Annotated in this window: 24 protein-coding genes; 12 read left to right on the plus strand and 12 right to left on the minus strand. The window is 72.1% G+C overall.

The window, feature by feature from the left end:
* The first annotated feature begins 55 nt into the window (after nt 1–55).
* Genes Q9S36_RS10085 through Q9S36_RS10095 form a run of 3 tightly spaced genes read left to right on the plus strand, consistent with a single transcriptional unit; the run spans nt 56 to nt 3,579 of the window.
* A complete protein-coding gene (locus tag Q9S36_RS10085; protein WP_311284995.1) occupies nt 56–1,519 on the plus strand; it encodes an NAD(P)/FAD-dependent oxidoreductase in 1,464 nt (487 codons plus the stop codon).
* Nucleotides 1,520–1,522: 3 nt separating this feature from the next.
* Nucleotides 1,523–3,025, plus strand: a complete 1,503-nt coding sequence (locus Q9S36_RS10090; protein WP_311284996.1) for a lipase maturation factor family protein — start codon at nt 1,523–1,525, stop codon at nt 3,023–3,025.
* Nucleotides 3,022–3,579, plus strand: coding sequence for a nucleoside phosphorylase (locus Q9S36_RS10095; RefSeq protein ID WP_311284997.1), 558 nt, complete (start codon nt 3,022–3,024; stop codon nt 3,577–3,579). The genes Q9S36_RS10090 and Q9S36_RS10095 overlap by 4 nt, the downstream gene beginning before the upstream one ends.
* Nucleotides 3,580–3,603: 24 nt before the next feature.
* On the opposite strand, the gene Q9S36_RS10100 is transcribed toward Q9S36_RS10095, so the two are convergent.
* Genes Q9S36_RS10100 through Q9S36_RS10110 form a run of 3 tightly spaced genes read right to left on the minus strand, consistent with a single transcriptional unit; the run spans nt 3,604 to nt 8,015 of the window.
* Nucleotides 3,604–3,783: a hypothetical protein gene (locus Q9S36_RS10100; RefSeq protein ID WP_251455478.1), complete on the minus strand. Its 180-nt coding sequence runs from the start codon at nt 3,781–3,783 to the stop codon at nt 3,604–3,606.
* A gap of 21 nt (nt 3,784–3,804) precedes the next feature.
* Nucleotides 3,805–6,864: an SMC family ATPase gene (locus Q9S36_RS10105; protein ID WP_311284998.1), complete on the minus strand. Its 3,060-nt coding sequence runs from the start codon at nt 6,862–6,864 to the stop codon at nt 3,805–3,807.
* On the minus strand, nt 6,861–8,015 hold the full coding sequence (locus Q9S36_RS10110) for an exonuclease SbcCD subunit D (RefSeq protein WP_311284999.1): 1,155 nt from the start codon (nt 8,013–8,015) through the stop codon (nt 6,861–6,863). The genes Q9S36_RS10105 and Q9S36_RS10110 overlap by 4 nt, the downstream gene beginning before the upstream one ends.
* Before the next feature lie 71 nt (nt 8,016–8,086).
* On the opposite strand from Q9S36_RS10110, the gene Q9S36_RS10115 reads away from it, so the two are divergent.
* Both Q9S36_RS10115 and Q9S36_RS10120 read left to right on the plus strand, forming a co-directional pair.
* Nucleotides 8,087–8,860 carry an alpha/beta hydrolase gene (locus tag Q9S36_RS10115; protein ID WP_311285000.1) on the plus strand — a complete coding sequence of 258 codons (774 nt, stop codon included), beginning with the start codon at nt 8,087–8,089 and terminating at the stop codon, nt 8,858–8,860.
* A gap of 97 nt (nt 8,861–8,957) precedes the next feature.
* On the plus strand, nt 8,958–9,188 hold the full coding sequence (locus Q9S36_RS10120) for a hypothetical protein (RefSeq protein ID WP_311285001.1): 231 nt from the start codon (nt 8,958–8,960) through the stop codon (nt 9,186–9,188).
* Nucleotides 9,189–9,244: 56 nt separating this feature from the next.
* Here the strand turns inward: Q9S36_RS10120 and Q9S36_RS10125 are convergent, their stop codons facing one another.
* The 4 genes from Q9S36_RS10125 to Q9S36_RS10140 all read right to left on the minus strand — a co-directional run bounded on the left by Q9S36_RS10125 (nt 9,245) and on the right by Q9S36_RS10140 (nt 11,234).
* Nucleotides 9,245–9,727, minus strand: a complete 483-nt coding sequence (locus Q9S36_RS10125) for a hypothetical protein (protein WP_311285002.1) — start codon at nt 9,725–9,727, stop codon at nt 9,245–9,247.
* Nucleotides 9,724–9,945 carry a hypothetical protein gene (locus tag Q9S36_RS10130; protein WP_311285003.1) on the minus strand — a complete coding sequence of 74 codons (222 nt, stop codon included), beginning with the start codon at nt 9,943–9,945 and terminating at the stop codon, nt 9,724–9,726. The genes Q9S36_RS10125 and Q9S36_RS10130 overlap by 4 nt, the downstream gene beginning before the upstream one ends.
* 93 nt (nt 9,946–10,038) lie before the next feature.
* Nucleotides 10,039–10,377: a GNAT family N-acetyltransferase gene (locus Q9S36_RS10135; RefSeq protein ID WP_396653744.1), complete on the minus strand. Its 339-nt coding sequence runs from the start codon at nt 10,375–10,377 to the stop codon at nt 10,039–10,041.
* Nucleotides 10,378–10,388: 11 nt separating this feature from the next.
* The gene (locus Q9S36_RS10140; protein WP_311285005.1) at nt 10,389–11,234 is read right to left on the minus strand and encodes a GDSL-type esterase/lipase family protein; all 846 of its coding nucleotides are present in this window, start codon (nt 11,232–11,234) and stop codon (nt 10,389–10,391) included.
* Nucleotides 11,235–11,821: 587 nt separating this feature from the next.
* Here Q9S36_RS10140 and Q9S36_RS10145 point away from each other — a divergent pair.
* Together Q9S36_RS10145 and Q9S36_RS10150 are read left to right on the plus strand one after the other, a co-directional pair.
* The gene (locus tag Q9S36_RS10145) at nt 11,822–12,592 is read left to right on the plus strand and encodes a winged helix-turn-helix domain-containing protein (RefSeq protein WP_311285006.1); all 771 of its coding nucleotides are present in this window, start codon (nt 11,822–11,824) and stop codon (nt 12,590–12,592) included.
* A gap of 101 nt (nt 12,593–12,693) precedes the next feature.
* Complete coding sequence (locus Q9S36_RS10150; RefSeq protein WP_311285081.1) at nt 12,694–13,647, plus strand: DNA-3-methyladenine glycosylase 2 family protein; 954 nt, start codon at nt 12,694–12,696, stop codon at nt 13,645–13,647.
* Nucleotides 13,648–13,691: 44 nt separating this feature from the next.
* On the opposite strand, the gene Q9S36_RS10155 is transcribed toward Q9S36_RS10150, so the two are convergent.
* The gene (locus Q9S36_RS10155) at nt 13,692–14,609 is read right to left on the minus strand and encodes an aldo/keto reductase (RefSeq protein ID WP_311285007.1); all 918 of its coding nucleotides are present in this window, start codon (nt 14,607–14,609) and stop codon (nt 13,692–13,694) included.
* 71 nt (nt 14,610–14,680) lie between these two features.
* Between Q9S36_RS10155 and Q9S36_RS10160 the strand changes: the two genes are divergently transcribed.
* Nucleotides 14,681–14,905 carry a hypothetical protein gene (locus tag Q9S36_RS10160; protein ID WP_251455455.1) on the plus strand — a complete coding sequence of 75 codons (225 nt, stop codon included), beginning with the start codon at nt 14,681–14,683 and terminating at the stop codon, nt 14,903–14,905.
* The gene (locus tag Q9S36_RS10165; RefSeq protein WP_311285008.1) at nt 14,905–15,678 is read left to right on the plus strand and encodes a siderophore-interacting protein; all 774 of its coding nucleotides are present in this window, start codon (nt 14,905–14,907) and stop codon (nt 15,676–15,678) included. The genes Q9S36_RS10160 and Q9S36_RS10165 overlap by 1 nt, the downstream gene beginning before the upstream one ends.
* Nucleotides 15,679–15,720: 42 nt before the next feature.
* Here Q9S36_RS10165 and Q9S36_RS10170 read toward each other — a convergent pair whose 3' ends face one another.
* Together Q9S36_RS10170 and Q9S36_RS10175 are read right to left on the minus strand one after the other, a co-directional pair.
* Nucleotides 15,721–16,551, minus strand: a complete 831-nt coding sequence (locus Q9S36_RS10170) for an aldo/keto reductase (RefSeq protein WP_311285009.1) — start codon at nt 16,549–16,551, stop codon at nt 15,721–15,723.
* Nucleotides 16,552–16,609: 58 nt separating this feature from the next.
* Complete coding sequence (locus Q9S36_RS10175; RefSeq protein WP_251455450.1) at nt 16,610–16,771, minus strand: hypothetical protein; 162 nt, start codon at nt 16,769–16,771, stop codon at nt 16,610–16,612.
* Between the two features lie 159 nt (nt 16,772–16,930).
* On the opposite strand from Q9S36_RS10175, the gene Q9S36_RS10180 reads away from it, so the two are divergent.
* The 3 genes from Q9S36_RS10180 to Q9S36_RS10190 are packed head-to-tail and all read left to right on the plus strand — an operon-like array spanning nt 16,931 to nt 21,957.
* Entirely contained in the window at nt 16,931–18,091 is a 1,161-nt protein-coding gene (locus tag Q9S36_RS10180) for an agmatine deiminase family protein (protein WP_311285010.1), read from the plus strand.
* Nucleotides 18,088–19,806, plus strand: coding sequence for an amidase (locus Q9S36_RS10185; protein WP_311285011.1), 1,719 nt, complete (start codon nt 18,088–18,090; stop codon nt 19,804–19,806). The genes Q9S36_RS10180 and Q9S36_RS10185 overlap by 4 nt, the downstream gene beginning before the upstream one ends.
* Nucleotides 19,807–19,836: 30 nt before the next feature.
* Nucleotides 19,837–21,957 (plus strand): heavy metal translocating P-type ATPase, encoded by a 2,121-nt coding sequence (locus Q9S36_RS10190; protein WP_311285012.1) that lies wholly within the window; start codon nt 19,837–19,839, stop codon nt 21,955–21,957.
* 26 nt (nt 21,958–21,983) lie between these two features.
* Here Q9S36_RS10190 and Q9S36_RS10195 read toward each other — a convergent pair whose 3' ends face one another.
* Together Q9S36_RS10195 and Q9S36_RS10200 are read right to left on the minus strand one after the other, a co-directional pair.
* Complete coding sequence (locus Q9S36_RS10195; protein ID WP_311285013.1) at nt 21,984–22,793, minus strand: Cof-type HAD-IIB family hydrolase; 810 nt, start codon at nt 22,791–22,793, stop codon at nt 21,984–21,986.
* A gap of 57 nt (nt 22,794–22,850) precedes the next feature.
* Nucleotides 22,851–23,399 carry a dihydrofolate reductase family protein gene (locus Q9S36_RS10200; protein WP_311285014.1) on the minus strand — a complete coding sequence of 183 codons (549 nt, stop codon included), beginning with the start codon at nt 23,397–23,399 and terminating at the stop codon, nt 22,851–22,853.
* Nucleotide 23,400 lies beyond the last annotated feature (1 nt).

Genomic DNA, 23,400 nt, shown 5'->3' on the forward strand with positions numbered 1-23,400 from the left:
GGCAGCGCCGGCGGCACCCGGGACACAGGCGCGCGGCAGTGGCAGGATGAGTGCCATGGTTCGGCGCGCGACCATCGTCGGCAGCGGCCCCAACGGGCTTGCCGCGGCCGTGTCCCTGGCGCGCGCGGGCTACCGCGTCGAGGTGCTCGAGGCAGCCGAGAGCATCGGCGGCGGGGTCCGCACCGGCGAGCTCACCGTTCCCGGCTACCACCACGACGTCGGCTCGGCGGTTCACCCCGCCGCGCTCAGCTCGCCCTTCTTCCGCGCTTTCGGCCTGCGCGAGCGCATCGAGTGGATCGTGCCCGACATCGCCTACGCGCACCCGCTCGACGGGGGTCGTGCAGCGGTCGCGTGGCGGGACCTCGACCGCACCGCGGCGGGGCTCGGGCGCGACGGCGGCGCGTGGCGACGACTGGTGGGGCATCCGAGCCGCCACCTCGACGCCGTGGTGGAGTTCACCGGCAGTCAGCTGCTGCGTGTGCCGCGGCATCCGGTCGTCGCCGCCCGATTCGGACTCCGTGTGCTGCGCAGCGGCACGTCGCTGGGTCGACGCACGTTCCACGGGGAGGGGGCCGCCGCGCTGCTGACCGGCGTCCTGGCGCACGCGAACACGGCGCTGCCGTCGCTGGCCGCGGCGGGATCCGGGCTTTTCCTGGCCGCTCACGCCCATTCCGGCGACGGCTGGGCCTACCCCCGCGGCGGGGCGCAGCGGATCGCCGACGCGCTCGTGGCCGACCTGCACGCCCACGGCGGACGCATCGAGACCGGACGTCGGGTGCGGCGGCTCGGCGACCTCGACTGGGGCGACCCCGACGCCGGCGACCTGCTGATGCTCGACACCACCCCCCGGCTGCTGCTGACCCATCCCGACCTGCCGGGCTCATACGCGCGCGCGATCGGGCGCTACCGGTACGGGGCCGCGGCCGCGAAGGTGGACTTCGCCCTCGACGGCCCGGTGCCCTGGGCCCACGCGGACCTCGCGCGCTCGCCCACCGTGCACATCGGCGGCACCAGGGCCGAGATCGAGGCCGCCGAGAACGCCGTCGCAGCCGGGCGCCTGGCCGAGCGCCCGTACGCGCTCGTCGTGCAGCCCGGTGTGCTCGACGACTCGCGGGCGCCGGGCGACGGACAGACGCTGTGGGCGTACATCCACGTGCCGTCGGGCTCGACGCTGGACCCGACCGATGTCGTCACGCGCCAGCTCGAGCGTTTCGCCCCCGGGTTCCGCGACCGCATCGTCGCGTCGTCGGCGATGACCGCGGCCGAGCGACCGCAGTTCAACCCGGCGGACATCGGCGGTGACATCCTGGGCGGGGCGTTCACGATCCGCCAGGCGGTCGTGCGGCCGGTGCTCTCGCGCACGCCATGGCGCACTCCTCTGCGCGGGGTCTACCTGGCTTCGGCATCCACGCCGCCGGGGCCGGGCGTGACCGGGATGCCCGGGTGGTACGCGGCGCGCCAGGCCCTCGCCGACCTCTCGGGCGTGCACGTCGAACTCGAGGACCTCTTCCCCGGGTGAGCCATGGACGGCTTCGCAGCGGTCGACTTCGCGTTCGCGCGACAGGTGCTCCAGCGCGGCGTCGCGGCGCTGTTCCTGGTGGCGTTCGTCTCATCTCTGAATCAGTTCCGTCCCCTCCTGGGCGAGCGCGGCCTGCTGCCGGCGACCGAACTCCTGGCGTGGGCGCGATCCTCCCCACGGGCGGGGCGGATGCTGCGACCGACCCTCTTCCGCCGGGTGCGCTACACCGATCGCCGACTCACGGCCCTGTGCGCGGGCGGCATCGTCGTGTCGGCGAGTCTGGTGTGCGGCATCCCCCAGCTCGGACCGCCCTGGGTGCCGATGGTCGCCTTCCTGCTCGTGTGGTTCGGCTACATGTCGATCGTGTCGATCGGTCAGACGTTCTACGGCTTCGGGTGGGAGATGCTGCTCCTGGAGGCCGGGTTCCTGGCGGCCTTCCTCGGGTCGGACGATCAGCCACCGGCGACCGCCGTCATCGTGCTGTTCTGGTGGCTGCTGTTCCGCCTCGAGTTCGGAGCCGGGATGATCAAGATCCGCGGCGGCCGGGAATGGCGCGACCTGACCGCGCTGATGTATCACCACGAGACCCAGCCGATGCCCGGTCCGCTCAGCCGCCAGGCGCATCTGCTCCCGGCATGGTTCCACCGGGGCGAGGTGATCGGCAATCACCTCGCCCAGCTGGCGGTGCCCTGGCTGCTGTTCGCGCCGTTGCTGGGGTTGTGGGTGCCGGGGCCTGTTCCCGCGATCATCGGAGCGGGCGCGGCGGCGGCGGTCATCGCGACGCAGACGTGGCTGGTCATCACCGGCAACTTCGCCTGGCTGAACTGGGCGACGATCGTGATCGCCTTCGCGGCCGTGGGGCTTCCCGGCATCGGCGCTCCGGCGGGGCCGGCCCCCTCCGACCCGCCGTGGCTGGTCGACGGGATGCCGCTGTGGTGGGTCGTGGTGACGTCGGGCGTCGCGCTGCTCTACGTGTGGATCAGCATCCCGTCCATGCGGAACCTGTTCGCCCACCGGCAGCTGATGAACGCGAGCTTCAACCGCTGGCAGCTGGCCAACGCGTACGGCGCGTTCGGCACGGTCACGCGCCAGCGGGTCGAGATCGTCGTGGAGGGCACCCGGGATCCCGACCCCGACACCGCCGTGTGGCACGAGTACGGATTCAAGGGCAAGCCCGGCGACGTGAGGCGTATCCCGCGGCAGTTCGCCCCGTACCACCTGCGCCTGGACTGGCTGATGTGGTTCCTTCCGCTCGGACGCACCTACGAGGACTGGTTCGCCGCGTTCCTCGGCCGACTGCTCGACGCCGACCCGGCCGTGCTCCGGCTGCTCGCCCACGACCCGTTCGCCGGAGAGAAGCCCGCTTTCGTGCGGGCGCTGTCGTACCGGTACCGCTTCGCCACCCGGGACGAGCACCGTCGGGACGGCGTCCGGTGGGTCCGTGACCGGCGGCGGACCGTGGTGCCGGCGCTGCGCGGCACCGGTGCGGCGAGAATGGAACGATGAGACTCCTCGTCGCCGCCCTCGAATCCGAACTCGTCGCCTTTCCCGCTGATCTTCCCGGATTCGACCGTCTGGTCACCGGGCCCGGCAAGCTGCAGGCCACGTACGCGCTGACGCGGGCGCTGGACGCCGGAGAGTACGAAGAGATCGTCGTGGTGGGAACGGCCGGGGCGATCGACCCGCGGCTGACCCACGACGTGTACGAGGTGGGAACGGCGATCCAGCACGATGTGACGGACATCGACGGCATCGTGGGCCAGCACGTCTCACTGCCGCAGCGGGTGGCGATCGGCGACGGGGAGGTCGCCATCGCCACCGGCGACCATTTCGTCGACGACGCCGAAGCGGTGCAGGTCATCCGGCCGCTGGGCGCGGGCCTGGTGGACATGGAGGCCTACGCCTACGCGTGGGTGGCGGGCAGGTTCGGCGTGCCCATCCGCATCCTCAAGTCGGTGTCGGACCGCGCCCAGGACGACGCGCACTTGAGCTGGCAGGAGACCGTGGCGGCGTGCAGTGCTCAGCTTCGCGACAGGATCCGTCGCGACTACGGCGTCTGACCACTCCGCCGGTCTTCAGACGGTTCAGCGTCCGGAGCGGGCGAACGCGCCTCGGATCAGCAGGAACACCACGCCGGCGACGGCGAGGACGATGAGGAGCTTGACGACGAACCACAGCACCGAGAACACCACCTCGACCAGTACCCAGGCGATCACGATCGCCAGCACGACGGCCAGGATGGTCCAGAAGGTGCCCTTGTTCATCCCCTCAGCATACGAGCCCGCTCACGCCACGATGGCGGCACCCTGACGGATCACGCTCGGCCCGTGCGGCGTCGCCTCGACCCGCAGCTGCGCGGGGATCTGCTCCTTCATGGCGGCGACGTGGCTGATGAGCCCGACGGTGCGCCCCCCCGAACGCAGCTCGTCGAGGGTGCGCATGGCGAGGTCGAGCGTGTCGTCGTCGAGCGAGCCGAATCCCTCGTCGATGAACAGCGTGTCCAGGCGCACACCGCCCGCGCGAGCGGTGACCACCTCGGCGAGTCCCAGTGCCAGCGCGAGCGAGGCCAGGAACGTCTCGCCGCCCGAGAGCGACTGCGCGGGGCGTGCCGCCCCGGTGTGGGCGTCCATGATCTCGAGTCCGAGCCCCGACGCGGCACCGCGAGCGGCGAGCGCGTCGGTGTGCTGGATGCGGTATCGACCCGCCGACATGTCCGCCAGGCGCACGTTCGCGGCCTCGACGATCTCCTCCAGCTCAGCCGCGAGGACGAACGACTCGAGCGTCATCCGATGCGTGTTGGGCGCGCGTCCGGCCACCGTGTTGGCCAGGCGGGCGATGATCTCGTGATCCTCGGCGAGCCCGGCGAGCCCCTCCTGTTCGCGGTGGGCGCGGTCCACGAGGTCGCTCACCGTGCGCGCCGTCTGCGCGGCCTCGGCAGCCGCGTCGACAGCGCGGCTCCACTCGTCCCGCGCCGCTGCGAGAGCAGCGCGCGGCACCGCGAGGTCGATCGGCTCGTCCGGCTCGCCGGCGAGGGCGAGTTCGAGATCGCGCAGGCGGTCGCGCTCCGCGCGCAGCGATGCGTCGTGATCCCGGATGCCGGCGTCCAGCGCCGCGCGCGTGTCGGCGTCGCGCAGAGCCGCCGTCGCTGCGGCGACGTCGTCGAAGTCGCTCGCGTCGACCAGTTCGTCGCGCTCTTCGCGGGCGCGGATCGCGGCGGCCACGGTCGTCCGCTGTGCCGCCAGCGACTCGGCTGCCGTGCGGGCGGCATCGCGCACGCGCGTGGCCGCGGCGATCCGGTCGGCGACGCCGGCGTGAGCGCCGCGCGCCTCGTCCACGATGCGGCGGTCCTGCTCGGCTCGGGCACGGGCGCCGGCCAGCTGTTCGCGGACCTGCGCCTGCTCGTCGGCCAGGCGGTCTCGTTCCGCCCGGGCGGCCTCATCGAGGGCGAGCAGCTGGGCGCGCTCCTCCGTCAGCCGCGTCACCGTCTCGGCCGCGCGTATGGCGCGCTCCGCGTCCGCCGCGGCGGCATCGCGCCGCTCGACGAGGCGGGCGACGTCCTCGCCACCGGCCCGGGCACGGACATCGGCGAGCGCCTGTCGGGCATCGCGCGCGGCGGCCGCGGCATCCGTCTCGGCTGCGGCCGCGGCATCGCGTGCGGCCTCCGCGGCGGCGATCTGCTCATCGGTGACGGGATCGTCCGCCGGGTCGGCGGGCGCGGGGTGCTCGACCGATCCGCAGACCGCGCACGGCTCACCCGGTTGCAGCCGGTGCGCGAGCTCTCCGGCGAAGCCCGCGAGACGGCGCTGCAGCAGCCCGGTCACCGCCGCACGGGCGGCGTCGTGGGTCGCGCTCGCCGTGAGGTAGGCCTCGTCCGCCGTGCGGGCGGCGTCGGCGTGCACGACCGCCTGCCGAGCCGCGGCCAGCATCGACTCCAGCTCGGACAGCCGCCCCCGCCGCTCATCGACGGCGTCTGCCGGACCCTGCGCCCGCGCCAGGTCAGCGTCCAGGGCCTCGAGACGCGCGGGCACGTCGGCGACGGCACCCGCGATCTCGGCCACGCTCGCGTCGAGCTCGGCGAGCGTGCTCGTGCGCTCAGCGATGACACGAAGCGTCGCCTCGAGCATCCGCTCGCTCTCGAGCGCCGCCGTCCACACCGCGATACGTCCGGTCAGGTCCGACACCACATCCTGCAGAGCGCGGTCGTCGTCCGAGACGGAGAGGTCCAGCTCGTCGAAGCCGTCGACCGCGGCCGCCAGTCGACGCTGCGCATCGTCGGCGGCCCGCGCAGCGGCGAGGGTCGCCGCCTCGGCCCGCTCGGCCGTCTCGATGGGTGCGCGCAGCACCTCGGCGACCTGAGCGTGCGCGAGCGTCTGCCGGTCACGGGCGATCTGCTCGTCGCGGGCCTCCAACGCGGCGAGGGCCGCGCGCGAGTGCAGGCGCTGCTGCTGCCGCTCGTGGAGCGTCGTCGCGCGCGCGTGCTCGGCCTCGGCGCGGCGGTGCGCATCGTCAGCGGCGTCCCTCTCGCGCCCCAGGCTCTCGGCGCGATACCGTGCGCGCTGCACGCCGCGCTCCGCCGCCTCGAGACGCGAGCCCGGTGAGGCCACCGGGCTGCCGTCACCGACGGCTTCCTCGCTGTCAACTCCGCTGTCGTTCCCGGCGTCGGCCGCCAGTCCCGCGGCGGCGAGCACGCGGTCCGCCTCGGCGAGCAGAAGCGCGACCCCGTCGCCCGCGGTGGCCAGCGCGCGCTCCGACTCCCGACGCCGGTCCTCGAGGGCGACCTGGTAATCCTCGTAGGTCCGGGTGCCGAAGAGCCGGCGCAGCAGCTTCTGCCGCTCATCGTTCTTGGCCAGCAGGAACTGCGCGAAACGGTTCTGCGCCAGCAGGATGACCTGCAGGAACTGCTGCTGGCTGAGCCCCAGCACGTCGTCGAGTTCGAGTGCCACCGAGCGCGCGCCCGACGCCCGGCCGATCCAGGCTCCTCCGACGTACTCGTCGAGCTGGGCCTCGGCCGCCACCGTGGTGGTGCCGCTCCCCCGCTTCTTCGCCCGCTCGTACTCGGGCGACCTCGTCACCCGCCACCGCCGGCCTCCCGTCGTGAACTCGATCGAGACGGACGTCGGGTCGTCGGGCGCGCAGTGGTCGCTGCGGATGCGCTTCTCGCTGCCGTCGTACCGCGGTACGCCGCCGTAGAGGCCGAAGCACACGCCGTCGAGCACGCTGGACTTGCCCGCACCGGTGCGCCCGGCGATCAGGAAGATGCCGTCGTCGGCGAACGCGTCGAAGTCGACCTCCTGCCGATCGCGGAAGGGCCCGAACCCCTCGAGACGAAGCCGGTGGAGTCTCACGCCCGCGCCTCGGCGACGATCCGCTCGCCGATGACGTCGCGGATGATCTCGGCCTCGCGTGCGCCGGCGCCCTCGCCCTCGCGCACATGTGTCAGGAAGGCGTCGATGAGTTCGGCGTCCGAACGCGCCGCTCGCACCCGATGGGAGTAGCTGAGGCCGTCATCCGCTCGGGCCGAGTCGGGAAGGTGCATCACCGTCGCGCAGTGCGGGAAGCGCGCCAGGAGACGCCGCATCGGGTCGCTCTGCGGTGTGGGGTCGGTGTACTGCACGCACACCCAGTCCTCGACGGCGTCCGCGTACCGGTCGTGGGTGAGGAGCTCCTCGAGCGTCCCCCGAAGGGTCCGCAGGCGGCGCGGAACCGGCAGGTCGAGCCACACGGCCGTCGCCAGGCCGGCCCCGTCGAGGTCGACCAGCCACGAACCGCGCGGCTTGTCGGCCTCGCCGAAGCTGTAGTGCAAGGGCGCTCCGGCGTACCGCACGCGGTCGGACAGCCGCTGCCGCCCGTGGATGTGGCCGAGCGCGACGTAGTCGGGGCCGTCGAAGACCGACAGCGGCACGACGTCGAGCGTGCCCTGGCGGATCTCGCGCTCCACTCCCGGCGTCGCCTCGACACCCGCTGCGAAGCAGTGCGACACCACGACGGATCGACCGCCGCGGCCGGCCAGGTCCGCGCGCACCAGCCCCATGGCATGCGACATGGTCTGCTGCTGCGTGCGAAGCTCGACGTCGTCCCACAGGTGGCGCACGAGCGCGGGCTCGAGGAACGGCAGCGCGTAGATGTGGACCGGGCCGTGTGAGTCATCGATGGTGACGGGAGTGCCGACGGATGCCGGGTCGGTCACCACATGGATGCCGTCGCGCAGCAGTCCGGACTGGAAGCCCAGGCGGGCGGCCGAGTCGTGGTTGCCGCTGGTCACGATGACGCGCGCACCCGTGTCGGCGAGGTCGCGCAGGGTCGAGGTGAGCAGCGGATAGCAGGCGGCCGAGGGTGCGGCGGAGTCGAAGACGTCGCCGGCGACGATCACGAGATCGACGTCGTGCTCGCGCACCTGCGCGACCAGAGCACGAAGCACGCCGGCGAGCGCATCGAGCGTGGAATGGCCGTGGAACGACCGCCCGATGTGCCAGTCCGAGGTGTGCAGGATGCGCATGCTCACACGGTAAGCCGAGCGTCCGACATCGCCGGTGAAGCCGGTCGCGGTTCGCCGGATAACCTGGGGACATGCCCGACGACGAACTCGGCGCCGACGGACCTGGCGCGACCGCGCCTTACGAGTTCACCCACGCCGGCGCGACCATGATCGTCGAGGAGGAGCGATCCTCGGGACCGCACACGTTCGTCCTGCTGCACGGTCTCGGAATGGGACGCTCCGTGTTCATCAGGCTGACCGCGCGGCTGGCATCGGCAGGCCACGTGCTCGCGGTCGACCTGCCCGGATACGGCGAGGCGCCCGAACCGCCCAAGACGCTGTCGATGGAGCGCGCGGCCGACCACATCGCCGCGCTCCTGCGCGCCCGGGGCACGTCGCCCGCGGTGATCGTCGGCCACTCGATGGGCAGTCAGATCGCGGCGGAGGTCGCCGTGCGGCATCCCGAGCTCGTGCGCAGCATCGTCCTCATCGCCCCGACGGTCGATGCCCGGGCGCGGACGTGGCACCAGCAGGCGCTCCGTCTGGGTCGCGATCTGATCCGGGAGAACCCCCGCGTGCTGTTCATCGGCGCCCGGGAGTACCTGCGGTCGTGGCCGAACTTCCGGCGCGAGCTGAAGGCGGTCCTGGCCCATCGACCCGAGGACACGTATCCACGGGTGACGGTGCCCGCGCTGGTGATGCGCGGCCAGAAGGACCCGGTGGCCCCGCGCGAGTGGTGCGTGGACGTCGCGCGCATGATCCCGAACGCCGAACTGACCGAGATCCCGGGGCATCGGCACGAGACGATGATCAAGGATGCCGGCCCCGCCGCCCACCGGATCCTGGGCTTCCTCGACCGCACCTGATCGACTGCCACGCGCGGTCGCTTTTCTGCCAACCCGGCGAATCCGCGAAATCACGTCCGCTCCCCCTGCGTTCGAGTCATCGAGCCCAGGAGGAGAAATGCTCTACATCGTCACCGCCGCCGAACACCAGCACCGCCACGAGTCCGCCCTACGCGACCGGGAGATCCTGGTGAACGCAGCGATCGCCGCGCGACCGCCGGCACCGCGGTCGTCGTCGCGTCGCGCCCGCCTCGCCGATCTCGTCGGTCGCGGCATCCGGCTTGCGCGGACGGGCGCAGCCTCGGCACAGCCGACCGCGAACTGCTCGACCGCGTGCGCGACCGCGTAAGAGAGCGCCGCCCGCCCCGGGAGGGCGGACGGCGCTTTCGATGACCGCATCGAGGGTCAGCGCGCGGATTCGTCTCCGTCGTCTCCCGTCGAGACCTGGCGGGCCAGTTCCCGCATCTCATCGTCGGGCAGCTCGACGCCGGCCTGCACGAGCCTCTGACGCAGCACGTCGGCGATGCGGTCGAGCGACTGGTCCCCGACATCCGAACGGGTCTGGGCGACGATCCCCGCCACCTTGTCGACATCGGAGGCGTCATTCTGCGACATGGCGGGGAGCCTCTGCTCCTGCTCGGTGCCGAGACCGCCCTCGGTGCGCTGCGCCTCGCTCACCGTCAGGGTGTCGCGACCGCCGTCCTGCCCGTGATGGTCGGGGCTCGGCACGACGCCGATCCCGACAGCCTCGTGCGTGGGCTCGGGCGCCGCGGGGGTGGCGGGCTCCTCGTCGCGGCGCGCGTCGTCGTCGCGCTGAGCAGTCTCTTTCCCGCTGTCGGGGTAGTTCCCACCGGGATTCTCGAATTCGTTCTCGGTCGTGCCGCTCATGATCGGTCGCCTTCCTCGTCGTCGGTCGAGAGATCGGGATCGGCGCCCTGCCGCACCGCCTCGCCGGCGGCCGGGTCGTCGGGCGGCGAGTGCTCTGCCGCCAGCTGCTCCGAGCCGGTCGCGGCGTCGTTCCGCTCCGCCGTCTCGCCGTCGCCGACCGGGTCGAAACCGCCGGGCGGGGCCGCGTCGATCACACCTTCGGGGAGTTCTCGCTCCATGCTGGGCTCCTCTCGTCCAGCCTCCACCTTCGCCCCTGAACGCGGACGACAGGAGGGTCTTGACAAGAGGGGCCCGCCCACGCAGGGCGGAGTTCAGGCGCTGCGCGCAAGCACTCCGCGCCGGTCGGGGTGGTCGGCGAACCAGTCGGCGACGTACCAGCAGACGGGGATGACGGCGCGGTCGCCCGCGCGCTCGAGCTCCGTGACAGCGCGGTCGACGAGCTCGGCGGCGTAGCCGTGGCCGCGGAACGAGGGGATCGTGTAGGCGCGGGTCATCGCCACCGTGCGTCCGTCGTCGCGGTAGTCCAGCACGCTGACCAGGTCGTCACCGCGCAGCAGCGTGTACCGCGAGGCGTCCGGCTCGTGAGAGAAGGTCAGGTCGTTCATCCCGACAGGGTAACTCCGTCCGCGGGGGTGCGGTTCGCGCTCGATCCTTCGTCAGATCACGGTGTCCAGGGCCCTGCCTCCCAGGTGACCGAGGCCAGCTTGGCCTGGCCGGACCGCGACGGGTGGAACGAATCCGAGGCCAGGTCCGCGCGGGTGAAGTCCGTGTTCGCGACAGCGCCGCCGTCCCACATGCACCGTGCCGTCGCGGAGCACGCGGCGGCGAGTTCGGCGTTGTACGCATCGACCTGCGCCTGGACCGCCGCCTGATCCTGCGCGAGCGCGGGGCATCTGCTCGCGATCGACGACAGCGACGAGGGGTGACCGACGTTGATGTCCCACAGACGCTGCAGGTTGGGGATGCTGGCGACGAAGATGACGGGCGAGGACGAGCTGCGGGCGAGCGACGACAGAGACGCGTCGATGCTCGACCGGAACGACGCCACGGGCGTCATCGAGCCGACGGAGTCGGCACAGGCGTCGTTGGCGCCGATGAGCACGGTGACGTACTTCGCGCCCTGCGACACCGCGCGCGACGCCTGGCCCGGCAGGTCGGCCGACTCGGCGCCGGGGACGGCGTAGTTGCCGGTGGAGCGGATCTTCGCACCCAGCGCCTTGAGCCGCGTGACGTGCGACTGCACGAGAGAATCCGAGCCCGTCGACCAGCTGTTCACCGGACACGTGTACAGGGTGAAACAGGTCATCGAGGCCTGCGTGATCGAATCGCCGAGCGCTGCGACGCTGTTGGGGAGGCTCGTTCCCCCGCCTCCCCCTCCCCCGCCGCCGCCCTTTCCCGGCGGCGGCGCAGCAGCCGCCGCGCTTGCACCGGCGATCGATCCCGCGGCCAGCGCGGCTCCTGCCAGCAGCGCGACGAGCGCGCGGCCGACCTTCTTCCCTGCATGCATGACGTCCTCCGATTCACGGCGTGGTGAGGCGAGGCTCGGCAGAGGACGACGTCGCGAAGTGGCGGCGTGGCGGCGGGTGTCGGGTGCCCCGGTGCGCGAAAAATACACCCTCCGCATCGCCGCCACAAGACGTGAGGATGCCGGAACTGCGGCGCAGGGGGTGTGAGACGGGGTCGCAGAGCGGGACGTTGAGCATAATGGAACATTCCCCGGACCGGGGGCAGCGGCATCCTAGCGATTTGACGCATTGCGACGCACTCCGTCATAATCGCGTCATGACTGACAACGCGCGTTCTCTGTCCGCCTGGGAGGCGAACGGGACTGCCGGCATGATGATGGCCGGCCGCGTTGCTCTGTGTTGTCGAATGTGCCACTAGCACGGTGACCTCTGCCGGACTTGCACCCACGGGCTGAATGCCGCCCCGTCGCGTGAACAGCGAGTCCCCCGAAGCGCCGGAGTCCTGCGTCGATCACGCACGACCGGATGCTTCGCTCCCGCCCTCTCGCCGGGGCAGACCGCAACACCTCTCGAACCCTCTCCGGGCCCGACGCGTGGCCGGGGTTCACTTCCTCCAAGGACCATCATCATGTCGAACACCGCACTGCTCGAGCGCCCCACCCACCTCCGCGCCGTGACCCCTCCCGCTCCCGCCCTCCGCGCCGTCTCCGAGACCGCGCCCGCCCCGGCGACTCACGAACGGCCCGCCCCTGCCCAGCCGGCACCGGCCCCGGCCGCCAACAGCCTTCCCCCGGGGACCGCGCCGCGCGGCTTCGCCCTGTACGTCGGCCTCGACGAGGCCAAGGCCGCCGCGGCAGGCGTCTCGCTCGGCGTCCTGGTCGACGCCCTGCGTCGCACCCTCGCCGAACTGGCCCCCGAGGCCGAGACGTACGCCACCGTCGCACTCGCCCCCGCAGGCGCCGGTGGCCGGGATGTCGACGTCGTGCGACGGGCGCTGCACGAGCCGTCGGCCATCGCCCGCAGCAAGCAGGACGAGCCGACCGAAGAGGAGCGCGCCGCGCGCGGCGTCATCGTCGACATCTCGCGCAAGCGGGTGCTCATCGACAGCGAGTCGGCGGCGCTGACCTTCAAGGAGTTCGAGCTGCTGCAGTACCTCGTGCTGCGCGAGGGGCGAACGATCGAGCGCACCGAGCTGGTGTCGTCGCTGTGGCAGGGATCCACCGACGACGAGACGCCCGGCGAGCGGACCATCGATGTGCACGTGCGACGACTGCGGTCCAAGCTCGGCCGCTACGAAGACATCGTGCGCACCGTTCGCGGGGTGGGCTACCGCTTCGATCGGCACGCCGACGTCGTCATCCGCTACGGCCACGGCACCCCTTCGCCCGACCGCTTCTGATCGCGAGCACCTGCGACGCACCGGCGACACCGAGCGTCGGACGCGCGACGTAGGGTGTGCGTATGACTCCGCCGCGCACCGCGTCTGCACGTCCGCGGCGCATGCCCGTGGAGCGCGTCGGCCGGATGGTGGAGCAGGCGAGGCCGCTCGAGACGGAGTACCGTCCGCGCCTGCCGCTCGACCTCAGGCGCACGGTGCTCTTCCAGCGCCGCGGCGCCGGCGACCCCACCCTCGCCGTCGACGGAGCCGTCATCTGGCGGGCCAGCCGCACCCCTGCGGGAGTGGCCACCCTCGCCCTTCGCGAGACGGCCCCCGGCGTCGTCAGGGCAGCGGCGTGGGGACCAGGGGCGGAGTGGGCGCTCGATCAGCTGCCCGCACTATGCGGAGCCCGTGACGACCCCAGCGGGTTCGATGCATCCCTTCACCCCCTCGTCGCCGACGCCCATCACCGCAATCCCGGGCTGCGGCTCAGCCGCACCGACCTGGTGTTCGATGCGCTCGCCGGGGCGATCTTCGAGCAGAAGGTCACCGGGATGCAGGCCTTCGGCGCATGGCGTCGCATCGTCACGTGGCACGGCGAACCCGCGCCGGGCCCGACACCGCGCCCCATGTTCGCACCGCCCTCGGTCGACGGGTGGCGCCGGGTGCCGTCGTGGGCCTGGCACCGCGCCGGTCTGGAGCCCCCGCAGTCGCGCGCGGTGGTCGAGGCGGCCCGTCGCGGCGATACCGTGGCGCGCGCCGTCGAGACCGCCACGGACGCCGAGCAGCGCGACCGCGTGCTGCTGAGCATGCGCGGTGTCGGTCCGTGGACCGTCGCCGAGACCGTCATCAAGGCCCTCGGCGACCCCGACGCCGTCAGCGTCGGGGACTACCACGTCGCGCACGAGGTCGGCTATGCGCTGACGGGCCATCGCACCGATGACGACGGGATGCTGGAACTGCTCGCACCCTGGTCCGGCCACCGTCAGCGGGTGATCCGACTCATCGGGGCCAGCGGCGTCCACGAGCCCCGGCGGGGCCCCCGGCTCCACCCGGAGGACCACCGCGCGAGGTGAGGGTCAGACGCGCCACGACGGCGGGGCGGGGCGCGTCACCGCGCTCAGACGTATTCGCTGTCGTCGATCGTCGACGGCGCCGGTCCGAGCGCGTCGATCGCAGCCCACAGCTCCGCAGGCACCTGAACGGCGACCCGCCGGTCGAGTTCGGCGAGCCGCCCGGCCGACGAGACGCCCACCACGGTGGAATCCACGAGCGGCGATCGCAGCGAGAAGCGCAGCGCGGCGTCGCCGAGCGAGACGCCGTGCTCCTGACACAGCGCCTCGGCTGCCGCGGTCCACTCGAGGAGCGCGTCGCTGGCCGGACGATAGCCGTAGGAGGCACCGGGCTTCGGGCCGGAAGCCAGCAGGCCGGCGCCGTACGGGGCGGCGTTGAAGACGGTCATGCCGCGCGCCCGGGCGCTCTCGAAGAGCGACTGCGCCGAGCGGTCGACGAGGGTGAGGCGGTTGTGGCACAGCACGGCGTCGAAGACTCCGGTGTCGACGTAGCGCTGCATGAGCGGCACGGGTCCGGCGGCCACGCCGATCGCATCCACGGCGCCGGACTCCTTGAGCTCCCGCATCTCTTCGATCGCTCCCCCGGGAGCCGCCGCCTCGTCGAACGAGATCGTGAACGGGTCATGCAGGTGCAGGAGTGCGACCCGGTCGACGCCCAGTCGCGACAGGCTCTCCTCATACGAGCGCAGCACGCGGTCGCGGTCGAACACTCCGGTCTCGCCGTCGCTGTCGACCTTCGTGATGACCCGGTCCGCCGAATCTCCGCCGCGCTCGGCGATCGCCCGGCTGATCACGGCTTCGGAGCGTCCGCCGGCGTAGTTGTTGGACGTGTCGAGGAAGGCGTGCCCGCTGTCGAAGAGGGCGATGGCCGTGGCGACCGCGGCGGCCTCCTCGCGCGACCCGGGCGCGGTGCCGCGGCCCAGACCGGATGTGCCGAGGGTGAGGGCGCTGAGGGCGATCGACATGGTTTCCTCTCGAGCAGGACCGGAAGACGTTTACCCACCCTATCGACGGTGCGCAACCGTAGGGTGGGGCCATGAGCGAGAGAGCGAAGGGCTGGACGCGAGGACACTCCGGATGGGCGGGCGGCACCGTGCTGCTGTTCGCGGCGGGCATCCTGTTCGGACTGATCTGGGGGAACGTGTGGCTCGGGATCATTCTGGCCGCGGCGATCTCGATCGGGTGGCTCATCGCGTACGAATCGTCCCGCGGACGCAACGTCGGCATCTACGACCGCGACGACGACGGCGCACAGCTCTGATGACGACCTCACCCGCCTTCACCTTCGAACGTCAGGGCATCGAGATGCGGTTCCGCAGAGCGGCGCTCGCCGAGCGCGTCTGGCTGACCCCCTCGTACGTGCGCGTCCGCCTGCGCGGCGACGAGCTTCGCGGCTTCACCTCGCTCGGCGAAGACGACCACATCCGCATCTTCTTCCCCGACGGCGACCCCGAGTCGGTGGAGGAGCTCCGTGCCGCGCCGAACCGCGAGTACACGCCGTTCGCGTGGGGCGACGACTGGCTCGAGCTGGAGTTCGCGGTGCACGGCGACGACGGCGTCGCGGCCCCGTGGGCGGCCACGGCTCCGCTGGGGTCCGTCGCCGGAGTCGGGGGTCCCCGAGGGTCGAAGGTCCTGGTGGGGCGACCCGACGCATGGTTCCTCGCCGGGGATGAGACCGCCCTGCCGGCGATACGACGCTACGTCCGCGCGATGGACGACGCAGCGGTCGGGCGCATCGTCATCGAAGTCGCCGACGCCGACCATGAACCGGCGATCGACGCACCGGCGGGGGTGGCCGTCGAGCACGTGCATCGCGGCGGGGGCGCGCCGGCGTCGGCGCTGACCGCGCGGCTCGAGTCCCTCGGGACCCCGGATCGCCCGGCGGGCGACGTGTTGGGCTTCATCGCCGCCGAGCAGGCGATCGTGCGACCGGGGCGCGCGCTGCTCCTGGATCGCTGGAACCTCGACGCCGCCGGGGTCACCGTGAAGGGCTACTGGAAGCGCGGTGAGACGGAGTACCACGCACCGCACTGACCGGGCGCGGAGCCCCGATGATCGCGCAGGCGCAGCGGCCCGTCACATCTCCTCGTGGGTATCGGGGTCGCCGTCCCACAGCCGACCGCGCTCGAGCCGTGACAGCGCCTCGACATGGTCGTCAGCGAGGGTGAAGCCGAACACGTCGGCGTTCTCGCGCTGCCGGTCCGCGTCGGCGGACTTGGGGATGGGAGTGCTGCCCAGCTGCACGTGCCACCGGACGACGATCTGGGTGGGGGTGACGGCGTAGACCACGGCGAGCTCGGCGATGAGCTTCTCGAGCATGAGCTCGCGTCGCGCGAGCGGACTCCAGCTCTCGGTGCGGATGCCGTGCTCGGCGTGGAAGGCGCGCAGCGCCGACTGCGGGTAGTACGGGTGCAGCTCGACCTGATTGACCGCAGGGGTGACGCCGGTCTCGTCGATCAGGCGGGTGAGCATCGCCTCGGTGAAGTTCGACACCCCGATGGAGCGGACCAGACCCTCCTCGCGGGCGTCGATCATTCCGCGCCAGGTGTCGAGGTAGCGGTCGACGCTCGGGTTGGGCCAGTGGATGAGGTGCAGATCGATGCGGTCCAGCCGCATGCGATCGAGCGATCCGCGGATGCTGTCCACGGCCTCCTTGCGTCCGTGCTGGCGCCCGGGGATCTTCGACGTGATGACCAGTTCGTCGCGGTCGACGCCGCTGCGACGGATCGCCTCGCCGACCTCGGTCTCGTTCTCGTAGTTGACCGCCGTGTCGAGCAGGCGATAGCCGGACTGCACCGCCGCGACCATCGCCTCCACACCGGCTTCGCCGCGCAGGTTGTAGGTGCCGAGTCCCACTTCGGGGAACGCGGCACCGTCGTTCAGAGTGACCGTGGGAATGTTCAGCATGAGCCCATCCTCGTGCAAGAACGGGATGCCGCCCCCCGCGGCATCCCGTTCGGTCCTGTCAGACGTTCTCGACGTCGCCGTCCATCGTGCCCTCAGCGGCCGCCTGCTCGTCAGCGGCTGCGCTGTCGAGACGGTCGTCGTCGAGGTCGGGGTCGAGCGGCCGCTCGACGTCGTCGGCTCCGACCCGCTCGGGTTCGCGGCCGTCTTCGCCGTCAGGCACGGGGAGAAGGGGAGGATTCATGGACATGGTGCGCTCCTTTCGCCGGTGTTGAGACGCTACGTCCGGTCCCGAGCGGTTTCGTAGGGGGTTGCGCCGAGCCCGCCGTTTCGTTAGCGAGGCGGATCGGACAGGATGAGAACACCCGACGAAGGAGCGAGGATGACCTGGACGATGCCGGCCGAGTGGGCTCCGCACGAGCGACTGTGGATGGCCTTCCCCCGGGTCGGCAACACTCTCGGCGACGACGCCTCGTCGGCCGACGAGGCGCGCGACACGTGGGCCGCCGTGGCCAACGCCGCCGTGTCGTTCGAGCCGGTCACGATGGTGGTCGACCCGTCCGCCGTCGGCGACGCGCGACGGCGGTTGTCGAGCGAGGTCGAGATCGTCGAGGCGCCGCTCGACGACTTCTGGATGCGCGACATCGGGCCGACCTTCGTCGTGGACGAGTCGGGTCGGCTCGGCGCGGTGGACTGGATCTTCAACGGGTGGGGCGCGAACGCCTGGGCCACGTGGGAGCGCGACGACCGTATCGCCCGCTTCGTCGCCGCCCGGGCGGGCGCCGTCCATCTGCCGTCGATGCTCGTCAACGAGGGCGGCGGCATCCATGTCGACGGAGAAGGCACCGTGCTGGTCACCGAGACCGTCCAGCTCGACCCGCGCCGCAACCCGTACGCGACGAAGGAGCGCGTCGAGGGGGAACTGGCCCGCACGCTCGGCACCTCCCACCCCATCTGGCTGCCGCGGGGCCTCACGCGCGACTACTCCGGCTGGGGCACCCGCGGCCACGTCGACATGGTCGCGACGTTCGCCCGGCCCGGCACGGTCCTCCTCCACTGGCAGGACGACCCCGCCCACCCCGACTACGCGGTCTCGCGCGAACTGCGGGCGGTGCTGCAGGAGGCGACGGATGCCGCGGGCCGCAGCCTCGAGGTGATCGAACTGCCCGCCCCCGAGACGCTGCGCGACGAGGACGGCTTCGTCGACTACAGCTACGTCAACCACGTGGTCGTCAACGGCGGGGTCATCGCGTGCGGCTACGGCGAGCCCGCAGCGGACGCACGGGCTGCGGACATCCTGCGCGAGGCGTACGGCCGAGACGTCGTGACGATCGACGCCCGCCCGATCCTCGCGCGCGGCGGGGGCATCCACTGCATCACCCAGCAGCAGCCCCGCACCTCCGCCTCGCGCGCCGGCATCCCCCCGGTCGCCGAACGCGCAGGCATCCCCCCGGTCGCCGAACGCGCCGGCATCCCCCCGGTCGCCGAACGCGCAGGCATCCCCCCGGTCGCTGAGCGAGCGCAGCGAGACGAAGCGCGATGACCATCCGCGTCGTCGAGGCGTCCATCGCCGACCTGCGCGCCGCGCTCGAGGACGGGCGCACCACCGCGGTCGAACTGGTCGACTCCTACCTCGCCCGTCTGACCGCCTACGACGAGCCGGGCAGCCCGACCGCGTTGAACTCGGTGGTCGTCCGCAACGCCGACGCCCGTTCCGAGGCGGCGGCCTCGGACGCGCGACGGGCCGCGGGCCTCGCACTCGGACCTCTGGACGGCATCCCGTACACCGCCAAGGACAGCTTCATGGTCCGCGGTCTCACGGTCGCGGCGGGCTCCCCCGCGTTCGCCGACCTGGTCGCGCAGCGTGACGCGTTCTCGATCGAGCGGCTGCGGGCGGCCGGCTGCATCCTGCTCGGACTCACCAACATGCCGCCGATGGCCAACGGCGGCATGCAGCGGGGACTCTACGGACGCGCCGAGAGCCCGTACAACGCCGACTACCTCACGTCCGCCTTCGCCTCGGGATCGTCCAACGGGTCGGGTACCGCGACAGCCGCATCGTTCGCCGCCTTCGGTCTCGGCGAAGAGACGTGGTCGAGCGGGCGCGCCCCGGCCTCGTGCAACGCTCTCTGCGCCTACACGCCCTCCCGCGGTGTGATCTCGGTCCGCGGAAACTGGCCCCTCGTGCCCACCATGGACGTCGTCGTCCCCCACACCCGCACGATGGCCGACATGCTCGAGATTCTCGACGTGCTCGTGGCGGACGATCCCGAGACCCGCGGCGACTTCTGGCGGGCACAGCCGTGGCTGCCGCTGCCCGCGGCGTCGACCCTGCGAGCGGAGGACTTCGCCGAACTTGGCGCCGCGGCATCCGCGTCGGTGGCGGGAAGGAGATTCGGGGTACCGCGCATGTTCCTCGGCAGCGACCCCGACGCGGGCACCGGTACCGGGATGGGGGGTCCGCTGGGGGAGCGCATCGCGCCCCGCCCTGCCGTCCTGGCGTTGTGGGAGGCCGCGCGCCGCGACCTCGAAGCGGCTGGCGCGGAGGTGATCGAGGTCGACTTCCCCGTGGTGTCCAACTACGAAGGCGACCGCGCGGGAGCCCCGACCCTCGCGACGCGCGGGCTGGTTCGTCCCGAGTTCCTGCGGTACGAGATCGAGGACCTGTCCGCGTGGGCCTGGGACGACTTCCTGCGGGCCAACGGCGACCCCGCGTTGAACCGCCTCGAGCAGGTGGACGGCCAGCGGATCTTCCCGGCGCCACCCGGGGCGCTGCCCGACCGATACACCGGCTTCGACGACGACATCGCCTCCTATCCCGCCCACGTGCAGAAGCATCCGTACGGCTCGCTCGCCGAGATCCCCGAGCTCGCCGAAGGGCTCCGTGGCCTCGAGGCCACGAGGCGCCTCGACCTCGAAGAGTGGATGCTCGCCCTCGGCCTCGATGCCGTCGTCTTCCCCGCCATGGCCGACGTCGGCCCGGCCGACGCCGACGTGAATCCTCACTCGGCCGACCTCGCCTGGCGCAACGGCGTCTGGGTCGCGAACGGGAACCTGGCCATCCGGCACCTGGGGATCCCGACGGTCACCGTGCCGATGGGCACGATGGACGACATCGGCATGCCGGTGGGGCTGACCTTCGCAGGCGCGGCGTACTCCGACCGCGACCTGTTGCGCTGGGCGACGGGTTTCGAGTCCCTTCGCCCGCGACGCACGTCTCCGCCGCGGACGCCGGAACTGAGCCGCCCCTGGGAATAGATACCCCATAGGGGTATGTTGGTGCACATCATGGACAGTCACCACGACCACGGGACCCCCGCACCGGCACGTCGCCCGAACGCCGTGGGGGACGGCCCACCCGCTCACCCGGAGCAGAGTCCGCACGGCGAGCACGCCGGACACGGCGATCCGGCACAGCACGCGGGTCACGGTGGCCACGCCGGGCACGGCGACCATGTCGCCCGGTTCCGGCGCCTGTTCTGGATCATGCTCATCCTCGCGGTGCCGGTGGTGGCGTTCTCGCCCATGTTCGGGATGCTGCTGGGGTACACCCTTCCCGCTCCGACCGCGTGGATCCCTCCCCTGCTCGGCACGGTCATGTACGTGTGGGGCGGCAGCCCCTTCCTCACCGGCGCCGTCGCCGAGCTGAAGGCTCGCGCACCGGGGATGATGCTCCTGATCGGACTGGCCATCACCGTGGCGTTCATCGCCTCGTGGGGCGCCAGTCTCGGCATCCTCGATCACGCCCTCGAGTTCTGGTGGGAGCTCGCACTCCTCATCGTGATCATGCTGCTGGGCCACTGGCTCGAGATGCGCTCGCTCGCGCAGACCACCTCGGCGCTCGACTCCCTCGCCGCGCTCCTGCCCGACGAGGCCGAGCGTCTCGACGGCGAGACAGTGGTCACCGTCGCACCGTCCGAGCTCGTCGTCGGCGACCTCGTGGTGGTCCGTCCCGGCGGGCGGGTGCCCGCGGACGGCGAGGTGACCCAGGGCTCGGCGAGCGTCGACGAGTCCATGATCACGGGCGAGTCCCGCCCCGTCCGGCGAGGCGAGGGCGACCCTGTCGTGGCCGGCACGATCGCGACGGATTCCGGACTTCGGGTGCGCGTGACCGCCATCGGCGATGACACGGCGCTGGCCGGCATCCGACGCCTGGTCAGCGATGCGCAGGCGTCGTCGTCACGCGCGCAGCGCCTCGCCGACAGAGCCGCGGCGTGGCTGTTCTGGTTCGCCCTCGGTGCCGCCGCCGTGACGGCCGTCGTCTGGACGGCGCTCGGGATGCCGGATGAGGCGGTGGTGCGCACCATCACCGTGCTGGTCATCGCCTGCCCCCACGCGCTGGGTCTGGCGATCCCGCTGGTGGTGTCGATCGCGACCGAGCGCGCGGCTCGCGCGGGCGTACTCGTGAAGGATCGTCTCGCGCTCGAGAGCATGCGCCACGTCGACACCGTGCTGTTCGACAAGACCGGCACGCTGACCAAGGGCGCCCCCGCCGTCACCGCGATCGAGCCGGCGGACGCCTTCACCGCCGACGACGTCCTCGCGGCCGCCGCGGCCGCCGAGGCGGACTCGGAGCACCCGCTGGCGCGCGCGATCGTCGCAGCCGCACGCGATCGCGGCGTCGAGGTGTCGCCCGCGAGCGAGTTCTCGTCGTCGCCGGCCGTCGGCGTGCGCGCCGTCGTCGGCGGCCGCGTCGTCCGGGTGGGCGGACCCGCGATGCTCGAGGATGAGGGCCGCAGCGAGCTCGCCGCCGTGGGCACGTGGCGCGACGAGGGTGCGATCATCCTGCACGTGGTCATCGACGGGCATGTCGCCGGCGCCCTGCGCCTGGCGGACGAGATCCGCACGGAGTCACGGCAGGCGGTGGACGCGCTCCACGCACGCGGCGTGCAGGTCGTGATGATCACGGGCGACGCCGACGCCGTGGCCGCCTCGGTCGCGGCGGAACTCGGGATCGACCGCTACTTCGCGGGCGTCCGCCCCGAGGACAAGGCGGCCAACGTCGCGCAGCTGCAGTCGGAGGGTCGCAAGGTCGCCATGGTCGGCGACGGCGTGAACGACGCCCCAGCGCTCGCGCAGGCGGATGTGGGACTCGCGATCGGCGCGGGCACGGACGTGGCGATCGGCTCGGCCGGCGTGATCCTCGCCGGCTCGGACCCGCGCGCGGTGCTGTCGGTGATCGAGCTGTCGCACGCGTCGTACCGCAAGATGCTGCAGAACCTGTGGTGGGCGGCCGGATACAACCTCGTCTCGGTGCCCCTGGCGGCCGGCATCCTCGCGCCGATCGGCTTCGTGATGCCGATGTCGATCGGCGCCCTGCTGATGTCGCTGTCGACGATCGTGGTCGCGCTGAACGCTCAGCTGCTGCGCCGCCTCGATCTGAGGCCCGAGGCCGTCATCGACCGCTGAGCCCGAGACAGCCGGGGGGTCCTGGGCTAGCCCAGGAGCCGCTCGATCGTCGTGATGACGCCGTGCTCGAGGTTCGACGGGGCGCGGTGGCGGGCCCGCGCGAGGACGTCGGGGTGCGCGTTCGCCATCGCGAACGACAGGTCCGCCGCATCGAGCAGCTCGAGGTCGTTGAGATAGTCCCCGAACGCCGCGGTCTGGGCGCGCGTCACGCCGAGGGCCGCCTGCAGCCGCTCGAGCGCCACGCCCTTGTTGACACCCGCGTTCATCACGTCGATCCAGTGGTGTCCCGACACCACCACCTGGTGGGTGGCCCGCAGGTCCTCCAGGGCGGGGGCGGTCCTCGCGGCATCCGTGAAGTCGTAGACGGCGAGCTTCAGGATCTGGTCGTCGACGGCCAGCAGGTCCTCGACGACGTCGAGGCGCGCGTAGTAGCGGTCGGCCTCGGCGCGGAATGCGGCATCCGCTCTCTCGATGTACGCCGACTGCTTGCCGCACACCACCAGGCCGACGTCCGATCCGCCTGCGGCGAGCGCGCGCACGCGTTCGACGACGGATGCCGCGAACTGCGGTTCGAGCGCGTCCGAACTGACGTCGCCGGCACCGCTGACCACGTGTGCGCCGTTCTCGGCGATGAACACCATGTCGTCGAGGTGGTCGGCGAAGGAGCGCTGGAGGGTGGCGAGCTGTCGTCCGCTGGCCGGGGCGAATCGGATGCCGCGCGCGGCGAGTCGGTCGAGGAGCGGCCACAGCGCGGCCGGCACGTTGCCGTCACCGTCGAGGAGCGTGCCGTCCATGTCCACGGCGATGAGCCTCAGGTCGGCGGCGGGAAATGTCATGCGGAACCTCCGCCGTCCAGCCTACGGACCTCGGCGCGCGCGCCCGCCCGCTCGGCATCACACCGGGCCGTAGCGGGTGAGCACCACGTCCTCGGGCAACCGCTCGCTCCCGAGCAGCCGCAGCGAGGGGCGGAAGCCGCGGGCGAAGTACGGGACCCCCTCGCCGAGCACGACCGGCTGCGCATAGAGACGGTACTCGTCGATCAAGCCGGCGTCGCCGAGGGATGCCGCAAGATCGGGCCCGGAGACGTCGATCTCCCCCTCGACCTCCGCCTTGAGCGCCCGCACCGCGTCCACCGCGTCGTCGGCGATCAGGCGCACGCCGTTCGGCACCTCCTGCAGGGTGCGCGAGACGACGGCCTTGGGTGTCGCATCCCACAGCTGTGCGAACTCCTCGCCCACGGCATCCCGGCCGGGGTCGGGCTCACCCCAGTACCGCATCATCTCCCACATGCGCCGCCCGTAGACGCTCATGGCGGTGCGGCGCTGCACCTCGTTGAAGTGGCGGTGCAGCTCGGGCCCGGGGACGGGAAGGGTGATCACGCCGTCGAGGTCGGCGACGTACCCGTCGAGCGAGACGAGCATGCCGCAGACGATGTGCGCCACG

This window comes from Microbacterium sp. ARD31 (assembly GCF_031844425.1).